Raw genomic sequence first — 22,751 nt, 5'->3', positions numbered from 1 at the left:
TCATTGCCACAATTTATCGTTGCCGGACCTTAACATGGGCTTTGAGTGGGTCAACGCCAATCACGGAAAACTGCTGCCGCCGCCAGGTAAAATGATCACGGCGGGCCGAACGAGATTTGCGCTATTGCTGCATCAGAAATTCAGCCATCATCCCCTCGGACATCATGTCGAGAAGTTCGATGCCATAGCCATCGGGACGCGACGCGCGGATGCGACCGGTGAACGAAGTGTCCTCAATGATCAGGCTGACAGTATCGCCATCGCGCTTTTGCAGATATTTCGAGGCTGGCCGAAACCGCATGCCACCCAGCGACATTTCGTTGACTACACCGTCGATTTGCTGGGACGTGTTCTGCATGACCATGCGCGCAACAATAAAGGTCGAGTGGCGCTCAAACCGACGCTTATGGGCGTTTTTCTGTTCATCCTGCTGCAGGCGACGACGCAGGGTTTCGGTATCGATGGCAAGATTTTCAGTGGACATGATGGCTCCTATCGTGCCGCAGTCCGAGGCGCGTCAGCCGCCGGATCTTCAGTTTGTGGCGGTGCGTCATCCTCGCTCCACAGCCGATCGCGCACCTTGCCCAACTCACCGGTGAGCAGGCTCGCCTTCAATTCCTCAAGCAGCCGGAAGGCTTCTGTCGATTGCGGCGTCGGCAATAGTGCCGCCTCTGCCTCACGCTGGCGCAGCGAGGTCAACGTCTGATCCAGTGCCGAAAGGCTTTGTGCCAATGACTGGTCGCGGGTTTGCAATTGGCGACCCAAGGCATTGGTGGCTTCCACGATCTCGCTTTTGGCATCCGTGCCGCTAGCGAGCGAGCGCATGGTTTCAAGGTTTCGCGCCATCGCCTGGCTCAAAACGCGCGACTGGTCCTGCAATTCGCTGATACCACCGAGCACTCCCTGCACCGCATGGGTTTGTCCGGCAGTGACCCGTGCCAGCTCCACCATATTGGCCGAAAGAGCATCCAGCTGCGCATTGAGCCGGGCATTGGATGAAACACTGATCCGCGCGGCGCGCAGCACCAGCGCCAACTGCTTGGCTTCCATCAGACTGGAACCTGCGACGCCCGCAACTTCTCCCTCGGTGTCATCATCGATCCGCACGATGTTGGCCAGCCAGCCTTCAAAATCCTGCGTGAATGTCGAAAACGCCATCGACGAAAACCGCACCATCATCGACAGCACGAGCGAGCTGACCGCGCCAAACAGTGAGGAGCTGAAACCCACAGCCATGCCGCGCAGCGGAATTTGAAGATTGGCCAGAAGCGAGGCAATTGCTGTCGTCGGATCCGTACCCGAAATATCCAGTTCGCCCAGAATTTTGCCCACTGAGGCGAGCGTGTCGATCAGGCCGATAAACGTACCGATCAGGCCGAGCAGAATGAGGATGCCGGCAATGTATTGCGTCAATGAACGACGCTCATCGAGCCGGAGCTGGATTGAATCAATCAGCGTCTGCATGGTCGCGGTCGAAATATTGACATCGCGTCCGCTCGCCAACTCCTCGGAGATCAGTTGATAGGCGTGTCCGAGCACTTCGGGCTTTTCAAAGACAATCGCCAACTCATTGCAGCGATAGTGGCGCCAAAGCGGGTCCGCTACCTGACCATTGCTCAGATTGCGCGCGTCCTCGTGCATCTCTTTGAGAGCCTGAAACGCAATGTCTTCGTTCCGCATGCGCAACAGATTGCGATAGACCAGAACCACGCCGAACGCGAATGTGCCCCAAATCGAGAGGTTCAAATACACATTGGACATCATGGCGCGATAGACGAAGTCGTGCTGCCAGGCGCCCAGGATAACCAGAAGGCTCAACACCACCGATATACGCGTCACCGGCCCCTTGATACTTTCGGGCAGGCCAATGAACAGGGTGATCGGAGATGAAGGGGACATCAAACGCGGCAGTTTGAGTCTTCGAAACATGGACGTAACCTACGCAATACAAATGGTTAGCGTCACTATCGGTACAATTCCTTGCAAAATCATTGAATTCTGGGCAATTGCCCTATTATTGCAAGAAAGCCTTTACGCTATCGACGTCAGTTGAGTTTTCAGCGGCGCGAACGCTGATGACAATATTGCCACCCTCAACCTGCCCATTCAAAAAGGCATTGCGCACAGCCAGCAGCCTGAAATAGGCACTTCGCTTGGCCTGGCTGATCGCGAGCGTGTTCTCGTCATAAAAGCCAAACAGCGAGACCGTGCGACCTTCCAGAACAGCTCTGTTCGCGGCAACAAACGCCTGGGCCTTTTCGCTCGCCTCAGCGCTTAGATCCAGCGACCCCGCCGGGAACCTGACCGTGAGCACTTCACGCGCCGCCGTCACCTCAACAGGCTTTTTGTCGGTCGCGTCCTCTTCGGCTGCCACAACGATTTCGGCTGGGTCAATGACCGCCCGCGACGTGATTTTCATGGTGTTGTCAGCTTCGACTTTTTCTTCAGCGGTCGGCGCAGCCTGCGCGGTCAGCGTTTGGGTCGCAACCGATCTGGACAGTTCGGCAATGATCTCGGTTTGCTTTTCAATCTCCTGAGTGGCCCTGGCCAGATCAGTCGACTTGGCGGCGGCATCGGCTTGCGCACTTTGCATGGCCGATTGCGCCTGCGCGGCCTGTTCGGCCAGATCCTGATTGATCTCTTGTTGCTTATCGACCTCTTCGGCTTGCGCAGCCGCCGTGCTGGTGGACGCCGTCAGCTGCTCGCTCAGTTCAGCAACCTTTTGTTGGGCTGCCGCCACCGCGGCCGATGTCGATTGCAGGGCCTCACCATTTGCTTCCGCCGCGGCGCTCGCCTCGCTCAAAGCCGACGTGGCTGCTTCCAATTGCGCTTGCTGTTCGGCAACGTCCTTTTTTGTGTCCTCAAGCTGCGCGGCCAGTTCATCTGCCTTGGTTTCGGCAGCCTCCTGCGCCTTCTTGCTAGCCTCTGAATTTGCCTTTGCCATTTCGGCCTGCTCCCGCGCAGATGCCTCAGCCGCTTCAACCGCCGATTGAGCCGCCTGTTGTTTTTTGGTGAGCGTTGTAATTTCAGCCTGTTTTTGTTCAAGCGCTTCGCTCAACTGGCTGGTTTGCTCGGCAATTGCCTTTTTGCTGATCATTGTGCCCTCGCTCAACGCCTTGGACACCTGCGTTGAGATGGCGAAAATAACGATCCCCAGAATGATCAGAAGGAACGTGACAACCATGACAATCGTGGAAAGGGCATCCACGAACCCTGGCCAGTAATTCTCCTCTTCTTCGCTTCGTCGCGCCATGACTACCTATGCCGCCTTCGACAGGGATGCCAGAATTTGCGCCTTGGGCCCATCGGCCACAACGCGTCCCTGATCCATCCAGATCAGCCGATCAACCAGCGACAGCAATTGCATTCGATGGGTCGCAAGGATCACCGTGCGCCCATCAAGGAACGCCGGTAAGTTGCGGATCAGATTGGTTTCGGCAGTGCTGTCCATGGCCGCCGTCGGCTCATCGAGCAACAGGATGCGCGGATCGTTGAGAATGGCCCGTGCCAACCCAACCGCCTGGCGCTCGCCACCTGACAGGAATTCTCCGCGCGGCCCAACATTGGCGCTATAGCCCTCAGGATGGCGGCGGGCAAATTCAGCAACCCCCGACAAGGCAACAGCGCGGTCAAAATCTGCCGGATCAACCCGGTCCAGCCCCAGACAAATATTGGCCCGCAGGGTGTCGTGCATCAAGATGGTATCCTGCGACATCAAACCTATGTTGCGGCGCAATTGCTGCGGCGCCAGTTGGCGCGCGTCGGTGCCATCAAACAGGATGTTGCCGCTATCGGATTCATAAAGCCGAGGCAAAAGCTTCAGCAGGGAACTCTTGCCGCACCCATTGCGCCCGATGATACCGATGCGCTCGCCCGGCGCGATGGCGATATTTACCCCGTCAACCGAACACTTGACGTTGCCGGGATAGGAAAAACCGACCCCCTGCAGATCAATCTGTCCCTTGAGTTCGCGTCCAGCCAGCAATTTTTCATCACCCCCACTTTCCTCCGCGCGGTCGATGACGGCGAAAAAACCGCCGATGGCGACACGCATGTTCAGAAGTGATCCGGTGCTGGAAACAATGGTGTTGGCCGGTGCAATGATACGCCCGACCAACAGGACACAGGCGGCAAGATTACCCAGCGTCATGTCCCCGGCACTGATCTGTATCGCGCCCACAACCACGGTAAAAGCAATGACCATCTGCGTGGCGACAAGCGAAATCTGACCCGACCACGCCGAGGTCTGGCGCGCGCTATGGGCCGCATAGGCTGCAGCATCTGTTGCCTCGGCCCAGCGCCCGATCAAGGCGCCTTCCGCCCGCGCGGCCTTGATTGTTGCAAGCATGGCGCTTGATTCAATGGCCTGATCCTGCACCTTGACCCGCAAGCCATGCGACAGGGTCGCGGCGCGCCGGGCGCGTCCCGCCCCGATGGCGGTGATAAGCGCGACCACGAGAACACCCATGAGCGGCACCATGACAACGATGCCTCCGAGGTGGGCCACCAGCGTCAGCATGATCACCACAAAAGGCAAATCAGCCAGAAGGCTGACCATCAGGGCCGGCATGGTGAGCGATGCACCATCCACTTCATGCAAAAGTGCGGTAACGCCCGAGGCTATTTTGGTATTTTTTGCCAGCGGTGCGCGCATCAGTTTGCGATAAAAAAGCCGTTGCAAATGCAGGCTGATCGAAACCCCAATCGCTTCCAGCAAATTTATCCGCGCCATGCGCAGGCCAATGTCGACGGCAAAAACGATGATGACGCCCATGCAAAGCGCAGAGAGCGTTTCAAAAGCGCCATAGGGAACAACCCTGTCATAGACCGCCGTGATGAACAGCGGCAGAACCACCAATAACATGTTGGAGAGAAAGGCCGCCGCCAACAATTGGATCAACTGCGGGCGCCGTGCCCCCGCCACCAATTTTGCCAGGCGCCCAAGATTGGCCCAACCCGACGGCTGGGTTTCGGGATCAGCGGCTTCACTGGCCCGGCTTACCTCGATAATATCATGCCTCGACAGACGTTTGAGCGCGCGCGGGCTCATTTCGAGCACTCCGGCGGCGCCGACGCAGGCGAGTTTACCACGCTTCGTCCGCCCTCTTACCACCAATGCCGAACCATCGTCGAGCATGCGAACATGGGGGAACTGCGCACTACCAAGTTTTCTGGCAGGCGCAGTGACCAGATCCATCCCGTGCTCACGCGCCAGTTCACGCAGATTATCATAAGCGGGATTTGCACCGAACCGCATCATCAGATCAGTATCTGTTGGCACCTGGGGGAAAGCGCCGGACACCATGATCTGGCGCAGGGCCACCACCAGCGGTAACCCGATCAGGGCCTGACCGGCGGCGTCATGACCGAACGCAACGGCAAGCTTTTGCTGCATGACCTCAATGGAACCTGCCCCGGCCGGGGGGCAGCGACATGATTGTTTGACGGATCTTGCACGGACTAGCCCCATTGGCACTTATGCCTATCAGTACCGCCCGGGGTTAAACATCTGGTTAACCTTAACTGGTAGTAAAGGAGATACGCCATTTCCTTTGATCCGGATTGCCCCTGACATGACTTTGGTCGCCCCCGATGAGACCGTTGACGGCATTGGCAGCCACGCAGGTATTTTCGTGCCCCGCACAGATCGCATCGGGCGTTCAGCCAATGCCATTTTCATCCTTGTCACCCTGTTTGGCTTTGCAGCATTTTTCACCTGGGCGGCAACCACCTCTGTCGAGCAGGTGACACGGGCCAGTGGCCGGGTGATCCCGACTGAGCAAAACCAGAATGTGCAGCACCTCGAGGGTGGCATCATCTCCGAAATTCTCGTTCATGAAGGCGATCTGGTGAGAGCTGGCGACGTGCTGGTGCGTGTCCAGAACAGCTTTAATCTGGCGGAACTTCGTCAGATCAAGGTTGATCTGGCGGCCCAGGAAGTTCGCTTTGCCCGGCTCGATGCCGAAGCGACCGGTGCTGCCGAATTCGCCCCACCCCAGAACGAGGCTGAACGCTATCCGCAATTGATCGACAATGAAGTGGCTCTGTTCAAACGCCGGCAAGCAAATCTGGATGAGCAGTTGGCGATTTTTGACGATCAAGCCAAGCAACAACGTCTGGGTCTGGTGGAGCGCCAGACACGCCTGACCAATACCCGCCAGGCCTATGATCTGATGAAACAGCAGGTGGAAAGCCTGACGGATCTCGTGGCCCAGGGCGCCGCATCGCGCAATGCCCTGCTCGACCGTCAAAGCCAGTTGCAGGACATCCAGACGCAGATGAGCGATCTGCAATTCCAGATTCCGCAATATGAGTCTGGCCTCAGTGAATTGGTACGGCGCCGCCGCGAGGCCGAACTGCAGTTCCGCTCCGATGCCGAAAATGACCGCGGCGATGCGCAGATCAAGATCGTCAAACTCAACGAATCCATCAGCGCCATGACCGACCGGTCCGAGCGCACCAATGTGACCGCCCCGATCAGCGGTCGCATCAATCGATTGCTGGTTTCAACTGTTGGCGGCGTTGTGCAGCCCGGTCAGACGCTATTGCAGATCGTACCGGCTGACGCTGCCGTTTCGATCGAGGCGCGGGTGTCGCCCAAGGATCGCGGCGATATTTATCCCGGGCTCGAAAGCGTCATCAAGATCAGCGCCTACGACTATTCGATTTATGGCGGATTACGTGGCAAGATCGTCGAAATTTCGCCCGACGCGCTGCAGGATCAGGACGGTGAGCCCTACTTCCGCGTGCGTGTCGAAGCCAGTACCCAGTCATTTGGTCAGACTCAACAGGTCGTACCCGGCATGCTGGCAGAAGTGGACGTCCTAACCGGCTCCAACACCGTCCTTGATTATCTGCTCAAGCCCATCCGGCGCGTCGGCGAGAGGGCCCTGCGGCAGTAGCCGATCAGGAATTAACGATCAGCGTTGCAATCGAAGGATTGGTGTGCCCGGCATCATCAAAGAAGGTGTAGGTCGTCTGGCTGCCGCTGATCGCTGTGTCAAAGAACCCACTCGCAGAAATACTGTCTCCTGCGTCGGTATCGAGCGTCAGCGTATCGCTGGTGCCGGTTATTGACTGCACATTACTCGCGTCAAGGCTTAGCGTTGCATCGAGCCCCGCATGGGTAAAATCTATGACTTCAACATCGCTCAATATTGAGGCCAGGGCCGACGCGTCATTAAGGGTGCCGCCATCTGAAAAGCTGACGCTGTCCGTGCCGCTACCGCCATCGACATGAGCGCCCGGCAGGCTGATCATGCCCGTATCAATAAGGAAACTGTCAGCCTGTGAAGTCCCGATTGCGCGCTCAACCCCATTGAGGGTATCGCCCGCGGCATCCCCACCACTTGAGGCCGTGCCGTCAAAATGAACATTGACCCCGGCAGCCGATGCCGAATAGTCGGCAGTGTCAATGCCCGTACCGCCCGTAAGCGTATCGCTTCCCGCACCACCGATGAGCTGGTCGTCCCCGGCGCCGCCGGACAGACTGTCATTTCCCATACCGCCGACAAGAATATCGTTACCACCGGATCCGTTCAGCACATCATTAAAACTCGACCCAACGACGCGCTCGACCCCGTTCAGTGTATCGCCTGCGGCATCGCCGCCAGTGGAAATGGTACCATCGAGATGCACGGTAACCCCGGCGCTCGACGCCGAATAATCGGCGGTATCGGTTCCGGCACCGCCATCGATGGCGTCTGCGCCTGCGCCGCCCACCAGCACATCGTTGCCGCTTCCGCCAAGCAACGTATCGTTGCCGGCCGCACCATAAAGTTGGTCTGCCCCGTCGCCGCCGTTCAGTTGATTGTTGCCCGCGTCCCCGGTCAACACATCGGTATAGCCCGAGCCGATCAGATGTTCGATTGATATCAGCGTATCATTGTGGGCATCACCCCCGGTCGCTGTTGAGGTCGTCAGATTGACGGCAACACCGCTTGTTGAGGCCGAGTAGTCAGCGGTATCCTCACCCGCACCGCCATCGAGAACGTCGCTCCCGGCCCCGCCATCAAGTCGGTCATTGCCAGCCCCGCCGCGCAATTGCTCGCTGCTGCTCGATGTGCCAACGAGCACGTCGTCATAACCCGAACCGATAACCTGTTCGATCCCGCTCAGAACATCGCCTGCGGCATCGCCACCGGAGGATGGGTCATGGTTCATATAGACGGTCACGCCGGCGCCAGAAGCGGCATAGCTGGCAGTGTCAAATCCGGCATCACCCTGCAGATCATCAGCGCCCGCACCGCCTATCAGCAAATCGTCATTATCGCCACCGATCAGGATATCGGCCCCGGCACCCCCTGAGAGGCTGTCATTGCCAGCCCCACCGCGCAACTGATTGGCATTGCCATCGCCGACCATACTATCGGCAAAGCCCGATCCGGCCAGATTTTCGATACCCGACAAAGTGTCGCCCTGTGCGTGACCGCCAACACCGGTCCCCGCTGTCAGATCAACCGTCACCCCGGCGTTGGAGCCGCTATAGTCTGCCGTATCAACCCCGGTGCCACCGACGAGCGTGTCATTCCCCTCGCCACCCATGATCGTGTCATTGCCCGCGCCACCATCGATATTGTCTGCGCCGCTGCCGCCGCTCAATATGTCACTGTCGTTGCCACCGGTGATGATGTCATCACCGTCATCGCCATTGATGGTGTCATTGCCGTCGCTGCCGATCAGGGTGTCATTGCCCCCACCGCCTGAAATGACGTCATTGCCCAGACTGCCATCCAGAATATTGTTGCCAGCATCCCCGGTTATCGTGTCCGAAGCCAGCGAACCGGTGATGTTTTCGATGGACACATAGGTGTCACCCTGCGCGTCACCGCCGGTGTTGGTTCCCGTGCCAAGATTGACATTGATGCCGCTGATCGTACCGGCGTAGCTGGCCGTATCCGAACCAGTCCCACCATCCAGCCGATCTGCGCCGCCAGCGCCGATCAAAATATCATCGCCCGCCCCGCCGCTGAACTCTTCGTTCGCCGCCGTACCAAGGATCGTGTCGTTATAGGCCGTCCCGACGACATTCTCGACCCCTGTTAGCTGATCCCCCGCCGCATCTCCGCCCGAAGAGGCCAACCCGTCCAACCGGAGATTGATGGCCGCCAAGGATGCCGAATAGTCCGCCGTGTCGGTCCCAGCGCCACCACTTAGACTATCAGCACCCAACCCACCGATCAGCGTATCGTCGCCTGTGCCACCGGAAAGAACATCGTTGCCAGCGCCGCCATCGAGCACGTCATTGCCGTCATTACCACTGATCGTATTGTTGCCAGCGTCACCCGTGATCGTGTCGCCATAGGCCGAACCGTCAACATTCTCAAAATTGACAATTGTGTCGCCGGTCGCATCGCCACCACTGGCCGAATTGGCATCGAGATTGACAGTCACGCCTGCGCTCGATCCGGTATAGTCGAGCGTATCAACGCCGCTACCACCATCCATGGCATCGGCACCCGCGCCGCCCGCTACGCGGTCAATCCCCGATCCACCGTCAATGGTGTCATCACCAGCTTGGCCGTCCAGAGTATCGTCTTCGTCACCCCCCTGGATAATATCGTTGCCGTCGCCACCAAAGATGGTGTCGTCATCGTCGCCACCGTCCAGATTATCAGCGCCCGCGCCACCATAAATAGTGTCGTCATCTTCCATGCCCAAAATGGTATCGGCGCCATCGCCACCCGACAAGATATCCGCGCCATCGCCGCCCTCTATGCGGTTGTCGAGGCTGTTCCCCGTCAGGGTATCGGCATAGCTCGAGCCAATGATATTTTCAAAGTTCGAGATGATATCAGATGCCGCATGTCCGCCCGATGCAGTCGAACTGGCCAGATTGATGGCGACACCCGCGTTTGACCCTGCATAACTGAGCGTATCGACGCCCACGCCACCATCGAGCGTGTCCCCGCCGGCACCACCGACGATGATATCGTCACCCAATCCACCACGAATGGTGTTGACGGCAGCATCCCCCGTCAATCTGTCATTGTAATCGGAACCGATCAGGCCCTCGATCGAGGTGAGCGTGTCACCCAGCGCATCGGCACCGGCATGAACACCACCAACCATATCGACCGTGACCGCTTCCCCGGCGGCCGAATAGTCGGCAAAGTCAAAACCGCTACCGCCATCGAGCGTATCCGCCCCACCGCGCCCAGCCAGAACATCATCGCCCGCCCCGCCGCTAAGCACATTGGCGGCCGACGTCCCCGAAATCGTGTCATTATTGGCGCTGCCAATGACATTTTCGATACCGGCATAGCTGTCGCCCTGCGCCAGCCCACCGGTGCCCGTCCCGGTCAGATCAACAGTAATGGCGCTCGAAAGCGAATAATTGACCGTGTCGGTGCCTGCTCCGCCGTCAATTGTGTCGTTGCCAAGATCGCCCCAGATCGTGTCGTTGCCGCCATCGCCGTTGATGGCATCGTCGCCGTCGCCACCATAGAGCGTATCATTGCCGTTGCCGCCGCTGATCGTATCGTTGCCGCCATTGCCATAAATGGTGTCATTGCCCTCGCTACCCGAGAGGATATCGGCGGCGGCGCCCCCATTGATGAGGTCATTGCCATAGTAGCCATTCAACGTGCTGCCGCTGTCCGATGCTGTCAGCGTATCGCCGGCCGTCGAACCGATGACCTCTTCTATGCCAGTATAACTATCGCCATTGGCGTAACCGGCCGAACCAACCCCGGTTTGCAAATTGAGCGTTACGGCGGATCCCACATTCTGGAAAGTCAGCCTGTCGTAGCCTGCGCCGCCATCGATCGCGTCGGCGCCGTTACCAGCGTAAATTGTATCATTGCCGTCGCCCGCAGAAATGGTGCCGGCCCCGGCCCCGTCGTAAATAGTGTCGTTGCCAAGACCGCCATAAAGGGTATCGGCCCCGTCTCCTCCCGAAATGGTATCGTTGCCAGAACCGCCGTCGATTATGTTAGCATTACCATCGCCACTCAAATTGTCGCCATAGGCCGAACCGGTCAGGTTTTCGATCCCTGAGTAACTATCGCCCAGCGCTTCGCCCGAGCTACCGACCCCACTTGCCAGAGATGCAGTGACGCCGCCACTGGCATTGGCAAAACTTGCAGTGTCGTTGCCGGCGCCGCCCACCAAAGTGTCGCTCCCACCACGGCCCTCAAGCAGGTCATCGCCTGCGCCACCGGTCAAAACATTATTGGCGGCATCGCCGATCAACGTATCGTTGTAGTCCGATCCGGTAAGATTTTCGATATTGGTCAGCGTATCATTGAGCGCATCGCCGGCTGTGCCCGTGCCAGTCGTCAGATTGGCGGCAATGGCTGAAGTTGCGGTGTCATAGTCGGCGGTATCAATGCCCAATCCGCCATCGAGCGCATCGGCGCCCGCCCCGCCAATCAGCCGATCATCGCTATCGCCACCGGAAATCGTGTCATCACCGGCATCGCCATAAAGAACGTCAGCGCCATCGTCGCCCGCAATCAGGTCCGCGCCAAGCCCACCATAGATCGTGTCATTACCCGACCCGCCGCGCAGGTCGTCATTGCCATCCATGCCATAGATCGCGTCATTGCCCCCGTTACCGCTCAAGACGTTGGCGAGCCCGTCACCGCGCAACGTGTCGGCGCTATTGGAGCCGCTGACATTTTCGATATCGGTCAGCGTGTCGCCTGCCGCATCACCGCCGGCATTGTTGGCGTTGTTCGCGAGGTCCACAGTGACCGCTGCCGATCCACTATAGTCGGCCGTATCATTGCCGGTCCCGCCCAGGTAGGTGTCCGCGCCAAGGCTGCTGCGGAAAACATCGTTTCCGGCCCCGCCATCGGCATAATCAGTACCGTTGGTGCCCCCGAAACTATCGTCAAAATTACTGCCGATGATCCGCTCGACCTCAAACAGGCGATCACCCTGGGCGTGCCCGCCTGAGCTGGAAGCACCGCCGAGCGTAATGTTGACCGCAGCGTCCGAGCCGGAATAATCCGCACTATCGGTACCCGTGCCACCGTAAATCGTATCGGCACCAACCCCGCCGACCAGATTGTCATCGTCGGCGCCGCCATAAAGCGCGTCGTTGCCGTCGCCACCCACAAGAGTGTCGTTGCCCGCCCCACCAGATATGACGTTGCTGCCCGCATCGCCAGTCAGGGTGTCTGCAAAGCCCGACCCGGTCAGATTTTCGATACTGGAATAGCTGTCCCCCAATGCATCGAGCGTATTGATCCCTGGATTGGCCAGGCTGGCGATAGTCCCCGCCGCAGCGTTTTGATAGGAGGCAGTGTCCGAACCAGCCCCACCGATCAAAATATCCGCGCCGCCACCGCCGACCAATATATCGTTGCCCGCGTCGCCATCCAGCCGGTTGACACCTGCATCGCCAATCAGGGTATCGCCGAAGGCTGAACCGGTCAGATTTTCGATGCCGGAAAGCGTATCGCCCTGCGCGTCTCCTCCCAGACCGGCGCCACTCCCCAGGTCCACGTTCACCGCAGAACTGGAATTGAGGTAACCTGCGGTATCGACACCTGCCCCACCCGCCAGACTATCGCCACCGGCACCGCCGTCGAGATAATCGGCGCCGCTGCCACCCGCCAGACTGTTGACATTATTGTCCCCCGTCAGCGTGTCGTCATAGGCCGTGCCAATCAGATTTTCGATCTCTAGCAGCGTGTCGCCTTCGGCATCGCCACCCGTTCCCGTACCCAACGCCAGATTGACGTTGATAGCGGCAGCCGAGCTGGAATAGTCGGCTGTATCGACCCCGGCATTGCCGTTCAACAGGTCAGCGCCCGCGCCACCGATCAGTGTGTCGTTGCCCGCGCCGCCATAAAGGAAGTCGTTGCCAGCCAAACCCGATAATATATCGTTGCCATCGCCGCCATAAAGACTGTCCACGCCCGCGCCGCCGGTCAGGATATCGTCGCCCGCCAACCCCTGCAGTTCGCTGCCCGTTGCGGCAGCCGTCAGCGTGTCACCCAATATTGACCCGTCGATCCGTTCAATGCTGATGAACGTGTCGCCAGTAGCATCACCGCCGGTCGCCGCATTGGTTGCAAGATTGACCGTCACCGCCTGAGCCGAGGCGGCGTAGGAGACAATATCATTGCCCAGACCGCCGTCGAACTGATCGGCGCCACCCAAGCCAACCAGAGTATCATTGCCGGCGCCGCCCACCAGAATATTGGCGCCACTATTGCCGGTCAGCGTATCATCAAACCCCGATCCATCGAGGTTTTCGATATCGGTCAGCTCATCGCCTTGTGCTTCGCCGCCCAGACCAAATCCACCGGCCAAAGTCACGATCACGCCCGCAGCAGAAGCCGCATAGCGCGCAGTATCATTGCCCGCGCCACCGCGCAGTTTGTCCGCGCCAGCACCGCCCTCCAGAATGTCGTCGCCCAACCCGCCTTCGAGCACATTATTATTGGTGTCGCCATTAAGGCGATCATCAAATCCCGAACCGATGACATTTTCGACGTTGGAAATAACGTCGCCCTGGGCATGGCCACCAACGCCGGTGCCGAGCGCCAGATCAATGGTGACGCCCGCGTTGGAGGCGGAATAATTGATGGTGTCGGCTCCAGCACCGCCATCGAGGGTATCGGCGCCGCCAAGTCCGACGAGAATGTCGTCATTGTCGCCTCCGCTCAGCGTATCGTTGCCGGCGTTGCCATTGAGCGTATCATCACCCGCCCCACCAATCAGCTGGCTGCCACTTGCAGCCGCTGACAGCACGTCGTTGCGCGACGACCCGATGACCGTTTCAATCCCTGAAATCTGGTCCCCTTGAGCATCGCCGCCCGTCCCTGTGCCTGCCGCCAGATCGACATTGACCCCATTGAACGAGGCCGCATAAGTCGCCGTGTCATTCCCGTCGCCGCCCGAAATTATATCAGCGCCACCTCCACCGGCAATAATGTCATCGCCACCGTTGCCGTAAAAGCTTTCCGCCGCCGCGGTGCCGTTCAAAACGTCGGCAAAGGCCGATCCGTCGAGAACCTCAATGCCACTCAAAACATCGCCAGCCGCTGTCCCACCACTACCGACGCTGCCATCCAGCGAAATCGTGACCCCAGCGGCCGAAGCTGCATAGCTTGCCGTATCAATGCCCGCGCCGCCATCCAGCGCGTCCGCACCCAATCCACCAACCAGAAAATCATCGCCCGCACCGCCTGCCAGAGCATTGGCACCATCATCGCCGGTCAGCGTGTCATTACCGGCGCTACCAATCAGGCTTTCGATACTGACGAGCGTATCACCCGCTGCGTCGCCGCCGGTCGCGGTACCTGCGCCCAGATTGACCGCAACGGCACCAGCGGACGAGGAATAATCGGCGGTGTCGGTACCGGCACCGCCATCGAGATTGTCAGCGCCCTGCCCGCCCGACAACACATCATTGCCCAGACCGCCGACCAAAACATCGTCGCCCGCCATGCCCGATAAAGTGTCATTTCCAGACCCACCTTCAAGCCGATTGGCCACGGCATCGCCAGTAAGCGCATCGTTGCCCGATGCACCAATAATATTTTCAATGCCGCTGAGTTGATCGCCCTGCGCATCCGAGCCCGATCCGAGCCCGGTCCCAAGATCCACGGTTACCGCGCCGCCAGCGCTTGAATAGTCGGCCGTGTCCGTCCCGGCGCCACCAACCAGCACGTCGGCTCCGGCACCACCCGACAGAATATCGTTCCCAGCACCGCCATCGAGCCTGTTTATCGTCGAATTACCCGTCAGCCGATCATCGCCGTCCGACCCGACAAGATGTTCAACGGAATCAAAACTGTCGCCTTCAGCATCCCCGCCGGTTGCCGTGTTGGCGCCAAGATCGACACTGATCGCCGCGGCCGAAGCGCTATAGTCGGCTGTGTCGGAACCAGCGCCACCGCTGAGCACATCCGCGCCACCAAGACCAGCCAATAGGTCATCACCAGCACCGCCCTCGAGCCGATTGCTCGCACCATCGCCCACCAGCGTATCGGCAAAACTTGAGCCGGTCAGGTTTTCGATGCCGCTCAGCGTATCGCCCAGCGCGTCCCCAGCCGTGCCGCTCCCCGTCGTCAGGTTGACGTCGACCCCGGCCAGCGCGCCAATATAACTGGCCGTATCATTGCCAGCGCCTCCATCAAGGGCATCAGCCCCAGCGCCGCCCTCCAGATTATCGTCGCCCGCTCCACCCCAAAGTGTATCGGCGCCCGTACCACCATCGAGCCGGTCATTGCCGTCACCACCCCAAAGCGTATCGCTACCGCCCAGGCCCGACAGCGTGTCGTTACCGGCGTTGCCGGTTAGAATGTTGGCGCTATTATCGCCGGTCACTACGTCATCGAAGGCTGACCCGCTGGCGTTCTCAATGTCGGTGAGTGTGTCGCCCGCCGCATCACCGCCGACGCCTGTCCCTGCCTGTAGATCAACGGTGACCCCCGCCGTAGAACCAGCGTAATTTGCCGTGTCATTGCCGCTTCCGCCACGCAGCGCGTCTGCACCTGCGCCGCCCGTTAGTACATCATTGCCCGCCCCGCCGCTGAGCGTGTTCGCCCCAGCGTCGCCGGTGAGCGCATCGTCAAAATCCGACCCGGCAATATTCTCAATGCCGCTAAAACTATCGCCCGCAGCGTCCCCGCCCGTACCAACTCCGGTCGTCAGGTCAACATTGACGCCCGCCCCCGAAGTCGCATAATCGGCGGTATCGAGCCCCGCGCCACCGTCCAGCACATCGGCCCCGGCCCCCCCGAAAGAATGTCATTGCCGTCGCCACCCACCAGGGTGTCGTTGCCACCCAGTCCTGCCAACTGGTCATTGCCCGCGCCGCCCTCGAGACGGTTAGCACCACTGTCACCGCGCAGATCATCGTTGCCGACTGAGCCAATGACGTCTTCAATGCCCGAAAGTGTATCGCCTTGCGCGTCGGATCCCAGCCCCGTTCCATTGCCCAAATCAATGGTCACGGCACCCGCAGCGGTCGAATAGTCAGCAATATCGCGGCCCGTTCCGCCAATCAGTGTATCAGCACCGGCGCTGCCAACCAGCCGGTCATCGCCTGCGCCGCCATCAAGTCGGTTATTGTTGGCATCCCCCACGAGCACATCATTGCTGTCCGATCCGACTAGATTTTCAATCGAATCAAAGCTGTCGCCAGCCGCGTCCCCGCCAGTAGCGGTGTTGTTGGCAAGATCGATGGTCACGCCCGCAACAGAAGCACCATAATCTGCCGCGTCAGACCCCGAACCGCCTCGCAGAACATCGGCGCCACCAAGACCGGCAAGCCGATCATCTCCGCTACCGCCATCCAGGACGTTTGCCGCACCATCGCCAGTCAAATCGTCCGCGCCGCTCGATCCCGTAATATTTTCAATGCCTGTCAGGCTGTCGCCCGCCGCATCCCCGCCCGTCCCAGTGCCGGTGGTCAGATTGATAGTCACTGCGCCAATCGAGCTGGCATAGCGCGCCGTATCAATACCATCGCCGCCGTCAAGCGTATCGGCGCCCGCGCCACCCTCCAGGATGTCGCTGCCACTACCACCCATGAGTTGGTCGTTGCCCAGCCCACCCTCGAGCACATCATCGCCCGCGCCACCATCAAGCGTATCGTTGCCACCGTTGCCGGCGAGCGTGTCATTTCCGGCGTTGCCGCGTAAATAGTTGGCCGCGCTATCCCCGGTCAGCGTGTCGGAAAAAGCCGAGCCGGAGACATTTTCGATATCGGACAGCGTATCGCCCTGGGCTGAACCACCCAAACCCGTACCCGAGCCCAGATCAACCGTTACACCTGCCGTCGATGCACCATAGTCGGCTGTGTCGCTGCCGGTGCCGCCCCGCAATACGTCAGCGCCCAGACCACCAACCAACCGGTCGTTGCCAGCGCCGCCGGTCAGAATATTGACATTGCCATCGCCTGTAAGCCTATCGTCAAAATCAGAGCCGGTAACATTTTCAATGGCGACATAGCTGTCGCCCATGGCGTCCCCGCCAACGCCGGTTCCGGTCGACAGATCCACCGTGACTGCTGCACTCGAACCCGCATAATCGGCCGTGTCCGAACCGGCACCGCCATCAAGCACATCGGCCCCGGCACCGCCCGCTAGTGTGTCATTTCCCGTACCGCCAATCAGCGCGTCGCTGCCCGCCTGGCCGGAAAGGATGTCATCGCCTGCGCCGCCATCAAGCCGGTTGTCACCAGCATCGCCGCCCAGAGTGTCGCCATTGACTGACCCGACAAGATTTTCGATGCCGGTAAGCGTATCGCCTTGCGCATCGCCACCTGAGCCTGAAGCTGTTGCCAGATTGACATTGACGGCCCCTGCCGATCCCGAATAGTCGGCCGTATCAATGCCCGTTCCGCCATCTATGATATCGGCCCCGGCGCCGCCTTCAAGATAGTCGTTGCCCGCGCCGCCCTCGAGACGGTTGGTGCCGCTATCGCCGATCAAGCCATCATCCAACGCAGAGCCACGTACATTCTCGATGGAACTGAAACTGTCCCCGTTCGCATCCCCACCACTGGCGGTACCCAATCTCAGATCAACAGCTACACCGGCCGCCGACGCGCTGTAGTCGGCGGTATCGGATCCCCCGCCACCCACAAGACTGTCAGCGCCGCCAAGACCGGCGAGCATGTCATCATCACCGCCCCCGTTCAGCATATTGGCACCGGCATCGCCAATGAGAATGTCGCTGCTGCTCGAGCCCGACAGATTTTCAATGCCACTGAGCGTATCGCCCTGCGCATCGCCACCAACACCGGTGCCGGTAGTCAAATTGACTGTGACGCCTGAAAGAGAACCGGCGTAGCTCGCAGTATCGGTACCGGCACCACCGATCAGCGTGTCGGCTGCGCCACCGCCCTCCAGCACATCATCGCCGGCACCACCGCTCAGTGTATTAAGCAGATTGTCGCCAATCAGATTGTCGGTAAAGGCGGAACCTATCAGATTTTCAACGCTGACCAGCGCGTCCCCTTCCGCGTCGCCACCAAACCCGATGCCACCCGCAAGGCTGACGGTAACACCTGCCCCTGAGGCGGAATAGTCCGCCGTATCAATGCCTGCGCCACCATCGAGCAGATCACCACCGGCACCGCCTATCAGCGTGTCATTGCCAAATTCGCCCTCCAGCGTATCCGCCCCAACCCCGCCCGAAAGCACATCGTCTCCGGCGCCGCCCGACAGTCGGTTGTCACCAGCATCACCGGTTAGGTTGTCGGCGGATGCCGAACCGGCCAGATTTTCAATGCTGGTGAGCGTGTCACCTGCCGCATCGCTACCGGTTGCCGTGCCAGCATCAAGATCAACCGTGACGCCCGCAAGAGCATTGGCATAGCTGGCCGTGTCGCTCCCGGTACCGCCATCAAGCTGGTCGGCGCCGCTACCGCCCATCAACACATCGTTACCATCGCCACCTGAAAGAACGTCATTACCGCCAAGGCCCGATAAAGTGTCGTTGCCCTGCCCACCCACAAGGGAATTGTTGAGCACGTCACCGGTCAGATTATCGTCGCCTGCCGTTCCGACGAGATTTTCGATGCGCATCAGCACATCGCCTTGTGCATCACCGCCGGTGCCGATGCCCGAGGAAAGATTAACCGTTACAGCCTGTCCCGAAGCACTGTAGTCGGCCGTATCAACGCCATCGCCACCGTCGAGCGTATCGGCTCCCGCCAGACCTGCCAGGGCGTCTGCTCCAGCACCACCCACCAACCGATTTGCTTTTGTGTCACCAACAAGCGTGTCGTCAAAAGCCGAACCGGTAACCGCTTCAATCGAGGTAAAACTATCGCCGTTAGCGTCGGCGCCCGTCGCGGTATTGTTTGAAAGATTTATGCTGATGGCCGCGCCAGAGCCCGCATAGCTCGCCGTATCAAAGCCCGATCCGCCATCAAGGCTATCAGCGCCCGAACCGCCCTCAAGCGTATCGTCGCCGCTATTGCCCAACAACTGATCATCACCAGAACCGCCATATAGAGCGTCATCGCCTGAACCGCCACGTAGCCGGTTGGATTGTGTATCGCCAATGATCACATCATCATTGCCCGAACCGTCAACATTTTCGATGCCGCTAAGACTGTCGCCAGCAGCATCGCCGCCCGAGCCGGTGCCCGCGATCAGATCAATCGCAACGCTATCAATTGAACCGGCGTAGCTGGCCGTATCAACACCAGCGCCACCAACCAGCGTGTCACCCCCGGCCCCGCCCTCGAGCGCATCATTGCCCGCGCCACCCTCAAGCCGATTGCTGGCTGCAGAACCCACAATGGTATCATCGTAGGCAGAACCAGTGATATTTTCGATGCTGACGAAACTATCGCCTTCGGCTTCGCCGCCCGTTGCCAGTCCCGAGCCTAGATCAACCTGTACCGCCGCGCCCGAAAGACTATAGTCGGCTGTATCGACCCCAGCGCCACCAATCAGCGTGTCGGCGCCATCGCGACCCCGCAGAATGTCATTGCCAGCCCCGCCGTCGAGCACATTGTCCGCGCCATCGCCGCTCAAAACGTCTGACAGTGCCGAACCAATGACGTTTTCAACCCCGGTGTAACTATCGCCGTCCGCATCCCCGCCAGTCGCCGTCGACAACTGCAGATCAACCGTGACCGCAGCGCCTGAGCCGGAATAGTCAACGGCATCAATCCCCGCGCCACCATCGATGGTGTCAGCCCCCGCGCCGCCTTCCAGTCGGTCATTGCCATCGCCGCCAAACAGGGCATCATCGCCCGCTTGGCCGCGCAAAATATCGTCTCCGGCGCCGCCTTCCAATCGATTGGCATTGGCGTCGCCCACAATGGTATCGGTGCCGCCCGAACCGACAATATTCTCAATATCCACCAGCCGGTCACCAGCGGCATCGCCTGCCGTGCCGGTTCCCAATCCAAGATCGACTGAAATGCCAACGACCGAGCTGGCGTAGCTGGCCGTATCGGTTCCCGCCCCGCCATAGAGCTGATCAGCCCCTCCCTCACCGGTCAGCACATCATCGCCCACGCCACCTTCAAGCAGGTTGGCACCGCTATCGCCGCGCAGTACGTCGGCAAAGCCCGAGCCAGCCAGGTTTTCGATGCCAGCGAGTTGATCCCCCTGGGCATCGCCGCCTGTGCCGGTTCCAAGGGTCAAATCAACATTAACTCCGGTACCCGAGTTGGCATAGTCGGCCGTATCCACCCCGTCGCCACCGGTCAGAATATCCGCGCCGCCGCGCCCCTCGAGCCGATCATTGCCCGCGCCACCATCAAGCCCATTGGCGCCGCCGTCGCCCACCAGATGATCGGCAAAACCACTGCCCACCAACTGTTCAATGTCGGTGAGCGTGTCGCCCGCAGCATCACCGCCCGTTGCCGTGCCAGTGGTCAAATCAACGCTGACTCCGCCGGTTGAAGCCGCGTAGGACGCCGTATCAATCCCTGCCCCCCATCAAGGGCATCGGCGCCGCCCATGCCCTGCAACAGATCATCACCCGCACCCGCTACCAGCGTGTTGGCCGCGTCGTCACCGGTGAGCTGGTCGGCAAAATCCGATCCTTCGACATTTTCAATGCCGTTGAACGTGTCGCCCGCAGCAGTGCCGCCGCTGCCCACCCCAGTCGAGAGGTTGACGCTGACCGCGCGATCCGAGGTTGCGTAAACGACCGTGTCGCGACCCGCACCACCCTCAAGACTGTCCGCACCCGCACCGCCATCAAGCCGATCATCACCGGTTCCGCCCAAAAGCGTGTCGTCGCCGTCGCCGCCCGAAAGAGCATCATTGCCCGCCCCGCCCGACAGGCTGTTGGCCTCAGCGTTGCCGCTCAGAACATCATCAAAACCTGAGCCCTCTACCGCCTCAAAGCCCGAAAAGTCATCGCCTGTCGCGGCGCCCCCGCTGGCAGTGTTTGTGTCAAGGGCGACAGTAACTGCAGCGCTTGAGTTCGTGTAATCTAGCGTATCGAAACCGTCGCCGCCCCGAAGAACATCAGCGCCCTCTCCTCCGCCGATGCGATCATCGCCAGCGCCACCATCAATATAATTGCTTCCGGCATCGCCATGCAGAATATCGGCATGATCCGAGCCAACAAGGTTTTCGATGGCACTGAGTTGGTCGCCCTCGGCATCTCCCCCAGTGCCCGAGCCGGTGATCAGATCAACATTGACCCCGGCTTCGGACTTTGTGTAACGCGCGGTATCAGTCCCGGCGCCACCATCCAGAACGTCTGCGCCAGCGCCACCGGCAAGCTCATTGTTCCCGCTATCGCCGGTCAATTCGTCAGCAAATCTTGATCCCTCAAGGTTTTCGATACCGCTCAGAACATCGCCCTGCGCATACCCGCCCGAGGCGGTACCGGCCAACAGATCAACATCAACCCCGGCGTTGGATTGGGCATAGGATGCCAGATCAATCCCGCTGCCACCCGCAAGCGTGTCCGCGCCCGCACCGAGGTAAACAATGTCATCGCCCGCACCTGCGTCGATAATATTGCCAGGCGGCGCCGCATCGATCGCGGTGATGGTCGAACTGGTGCTGGGATCGGTGTAGTAAAGGTCGGCATCACTAAAAACGTCCCGCAGACCGATCTCGGTCGTGGCCACCGAGGTACCCTCACTGCCATCTGATTTTTGCAACGTATACTGAATGGTCAGCGAACCGGTGCCATAGAACCCCTGCGCGTCAACCGGGCTGCCATCAGCGGGAAGCGTGTAGTTAAGAACCAGATTTTGCACCAAGGGATCGGCCGGATCGACGGCGACCGCCCAACCCAGATCCGTCTTGGTTGCCCCGACAATCGACATGCCGGGGGGAAGATTGGTGACGATCAGGCTGGTGGGCGTATATTCCTTGAATGGCAGATCAAGCGTTACTTCCAGGGCACGGCTACTGGTGCCGCTCGGCGCTAGATCGACGCTGTCGGCGTAAATGATATCGCGGCCTGCCGTGCCATTGAGCACTTCACTAGCCACCTGCACGTTATGGCTGGGATCGACGTCTGCGGGCGTCCGTGCGGTTGCACCAACGATTAGCGTTTCACCACTATCAAGCCGCGATACCGTCTGCCCTGTAACACCCAGAACCCGAAGTGATATTTCCGAATTAGGCAGGACCGTCGAAATACCTGTGGTCGCCGAAATGCCACTACTGGATGACGCCTCGCTGTACCGGCGGTCATGCTCGGCGGCCCCCATGTCGGCGTCAATCTTGGAGCGATCATATTCGTTGAAGGTGTCACCCTTGTGATCGTCGATGTGCTTTGGCTCGGGCTTGACTGGGGCCTGAACATCCTGCGCCGGGGTCGCTGCTGCCGCTTGCGCGTCGGGCGTCGGTTCGGCATCAACCTGGCTCTGGGCCATCGATGTGCGGATAGTTTCATCGGCGAGCGAAGCGCTGTCAAACTGCCCTACCTGGGCAATCACATCCTTGGGTAAGACTTCGAGCCCGTCGAACTGCATCGTCGGGATAACATCAAGCGCCGATAGCAAGCCGAATTCAAGCAGGATAATCTTGGCGCCGTCGGCAAAGGTTATGATCAGATCGACATCGGAAAGATTGACCTTCACGTCGCTCAGATCAAACGAGAACAGAAGTTTCTGTCCTTCTTGCACGTCTATGACCAGCGTACCACCGGCGTCGGGCTTGTGGATGATGGTTGAATTGTCGTTCGTTGCAACTTCGGCCAGGTCCAGCGCCGTTAGCGCCGCCTTGTCTTCCTTCTCGGGAGTATCAACCATTGCGCCGTGTGAACCTTGTCGTCGACCCGCCGCCGGACTGACACACGCCATTGGGCGCACCTGCGGCATTAGCCTCTAATTTGGTTCATAATGG

At 59.7% G+C, this 22,751-nt stretch carries 8 protein-coding genes; 1 reads left to right on the top strand and 7 read right to left on the bottom strand.

Going from position 1 to position 22,751, the window contains the following annotated elements; genetic code table 11:
- Positions 1-121 precede the first annotated feature (121 nt).
- The 4 genes from PSQ90_RS09215 to PSQ90_RS09200 all read right to left on the bottom strand — a co-directional run bounded on the left by PSQ90_RS09215 (position 122) and on the right by PSQ90_RS09200 (position 5,395).
- Complete coding sequence (locus tag PSQ90_RS09215; RefSeq protein ID WP_282210038.1) at positions 122-484, bottom strand: PilZ domain-containing protein; 363 nt, start codon at positions 482-484, stop codon at positions 122-124.
- Between the two features lie 8 nt (positions 485-492).
- Positions 493-1,929 (bottom strand): hypothetical protein, encoded by a 1,437-nt coding sequence (locus PSQ90_RS09210; protein WP_282210037.1) that lies wholly within the window; start codon positions 1,927-1,929, stop codon positions 493-495.
- Positions 1,930-2,014: 85 nt separating this feature from the next.
- On the bottom strand, positions 2,015-3,253 hold the full coding sequence (locus PSQ90_RS09205) for a hypothetical protein (protein ID WP_282210036.1): 1,239 nt from the start codon (positions 3,251-3,253) through the stop codon (positions 2,015-2,017).
- A gap of 6 nt (positions 3,254-3,259) precedes the next feature.
- Complete coding sequence (locus tag PSQ90_RS09200; protein ID WP_282210035.1) at positions 3,260-5,395, bottom strand: ATP-binding cassette domain-containing protein; 2,136 nt, start codon at positions 5,393-5,395, stop codon at positions 3,260-3,262.
- A 178-nt stretch (positions 5,396-5,573) separates the two neighbouring features.
- On the opposite strand from PSQ90_RS09200, the gene PSQ90_RS09195 reads away from it, so the two are divergent.
- Positions 5,574-6,902, top strand: coding sequence for an HlyD family type I secretion periplasmic adaptor subunit (locus PSQ90_RS09195; protein WP_282210034.1), 1,329 nt, complete (start codon positions 5,574-5,576; stop codon positions 6,900-6,902).
- 4 nt (positions 6,903-6,906) lie between these two features.
- Here PSQ90_RS09195 and PSQ90_RS09190 read toward each other — a convergent pair whose 3' ends face one another.
- The 3 genes from PSQ90_RS09190 to PSQ90_RS09180 are packed head-to-tail and all read right to left on the bottom strand — an operon-like array spanning position 6,907 to position 22,657.
- Positions 6,907-15,684: a hypothetical protein gene (locus tag PSQ90_RS09190; protein ID WP_282210033.1), complete on the bottom strand. Its 8,778-nt coding sequence runs from the start codon at positions 15,682-15,684 to the stop codon at positions 6,907-6,909.
- Positions 15,612-20,312, bottom strand: coding sequence for a beta strand repeat-containing protein (locus PSQ90_RS09185; protein ID WP_282210032.1), 4,701 nt, complete (start codon positions 20,310-20,312; stop codon positions 15,612-15,614). Before PSQ90_RS09185 ends, PSQ90_RS09190 begins: the two co-directional genes overlap by 73 nt.
- Entirely contained in the window at positions 20,309-22,657 is a 2,349-nt protein-coding gene (locus PSQ90_RS09180; protein ID WP_282210031.1) for a calcium-binding protein, read from the bottom strand. The genes PSQ90_RS09185 and PSQ90_RS09180 overlap by 4 nt, the downstream gene beginning before the upstream one ends.
- Between the last annotated feature and the right edge of the window lie 94 nt (positions 22,658-22,751).

Source organism: Devosia rhodophyticola (assembly GCF_028816475.1).
Lineage (GTDB): Bacteria > Pseudomonadota > Alphaproteobacteria > Rhizobiales > Devosiaceae > Devosia > Devosia rhodophyticola.
Note: the sequence above shows the minus strand (reverse complement) of the source record. Positions and strands in the feature narration are given on the sequence as shown.

What these genes read in the sequence shown, in the direction of transcription:
- PSQ90_RS09215 (WP_282210038.1), bottom strand. Translation starts at nt 484, where the DNA reads ATGTCCACTGAAAATCTTGCCATCGATACCGAAACCCTGCGTCGTCGC.
- PSQ90_RS09195 (WP_282210034.1), top strand. Translation starts at nt 5,574, where the DNA reads ATGACTTTGGTCGCCCCCGATGAGACCGTTGACGGCATTGGCAGCCAC.
- PSQ90_RS09210 (WP_282210037.1), bottom strand. Translation starts at nt 1,929, where the DNA reads ATGTTTCGAAGACTCAAACTGCCGCGTTTGATGTCCCCTTCATCTCCG.
- PSQ90_RS09180 (WP_282210031.1), bottom strand. Translation starts at nt 22,657, where the DNA reads ATGGTTGATACTCCCGAGAAGGAAGACAAGGCGGCGCTAACGGCGCTG.
- PSQ90_RS09200 (WP_282210035.1), bottom strand. Translation starts at nt 5,395, where the DNA reads ATGCAGCAAAAGCTTGCCGTTGCGTTCGGTCATGACGCCGCCGGTCAG.
- PSQ90_RS09205 (WP_282210036.1), bottom strand. Translation starts at nt 3,253, where the DNA reads ATGGCGCGACGAAGCGAAGAAGAGGAGAATTACTGGCCAGGGTTCGTG.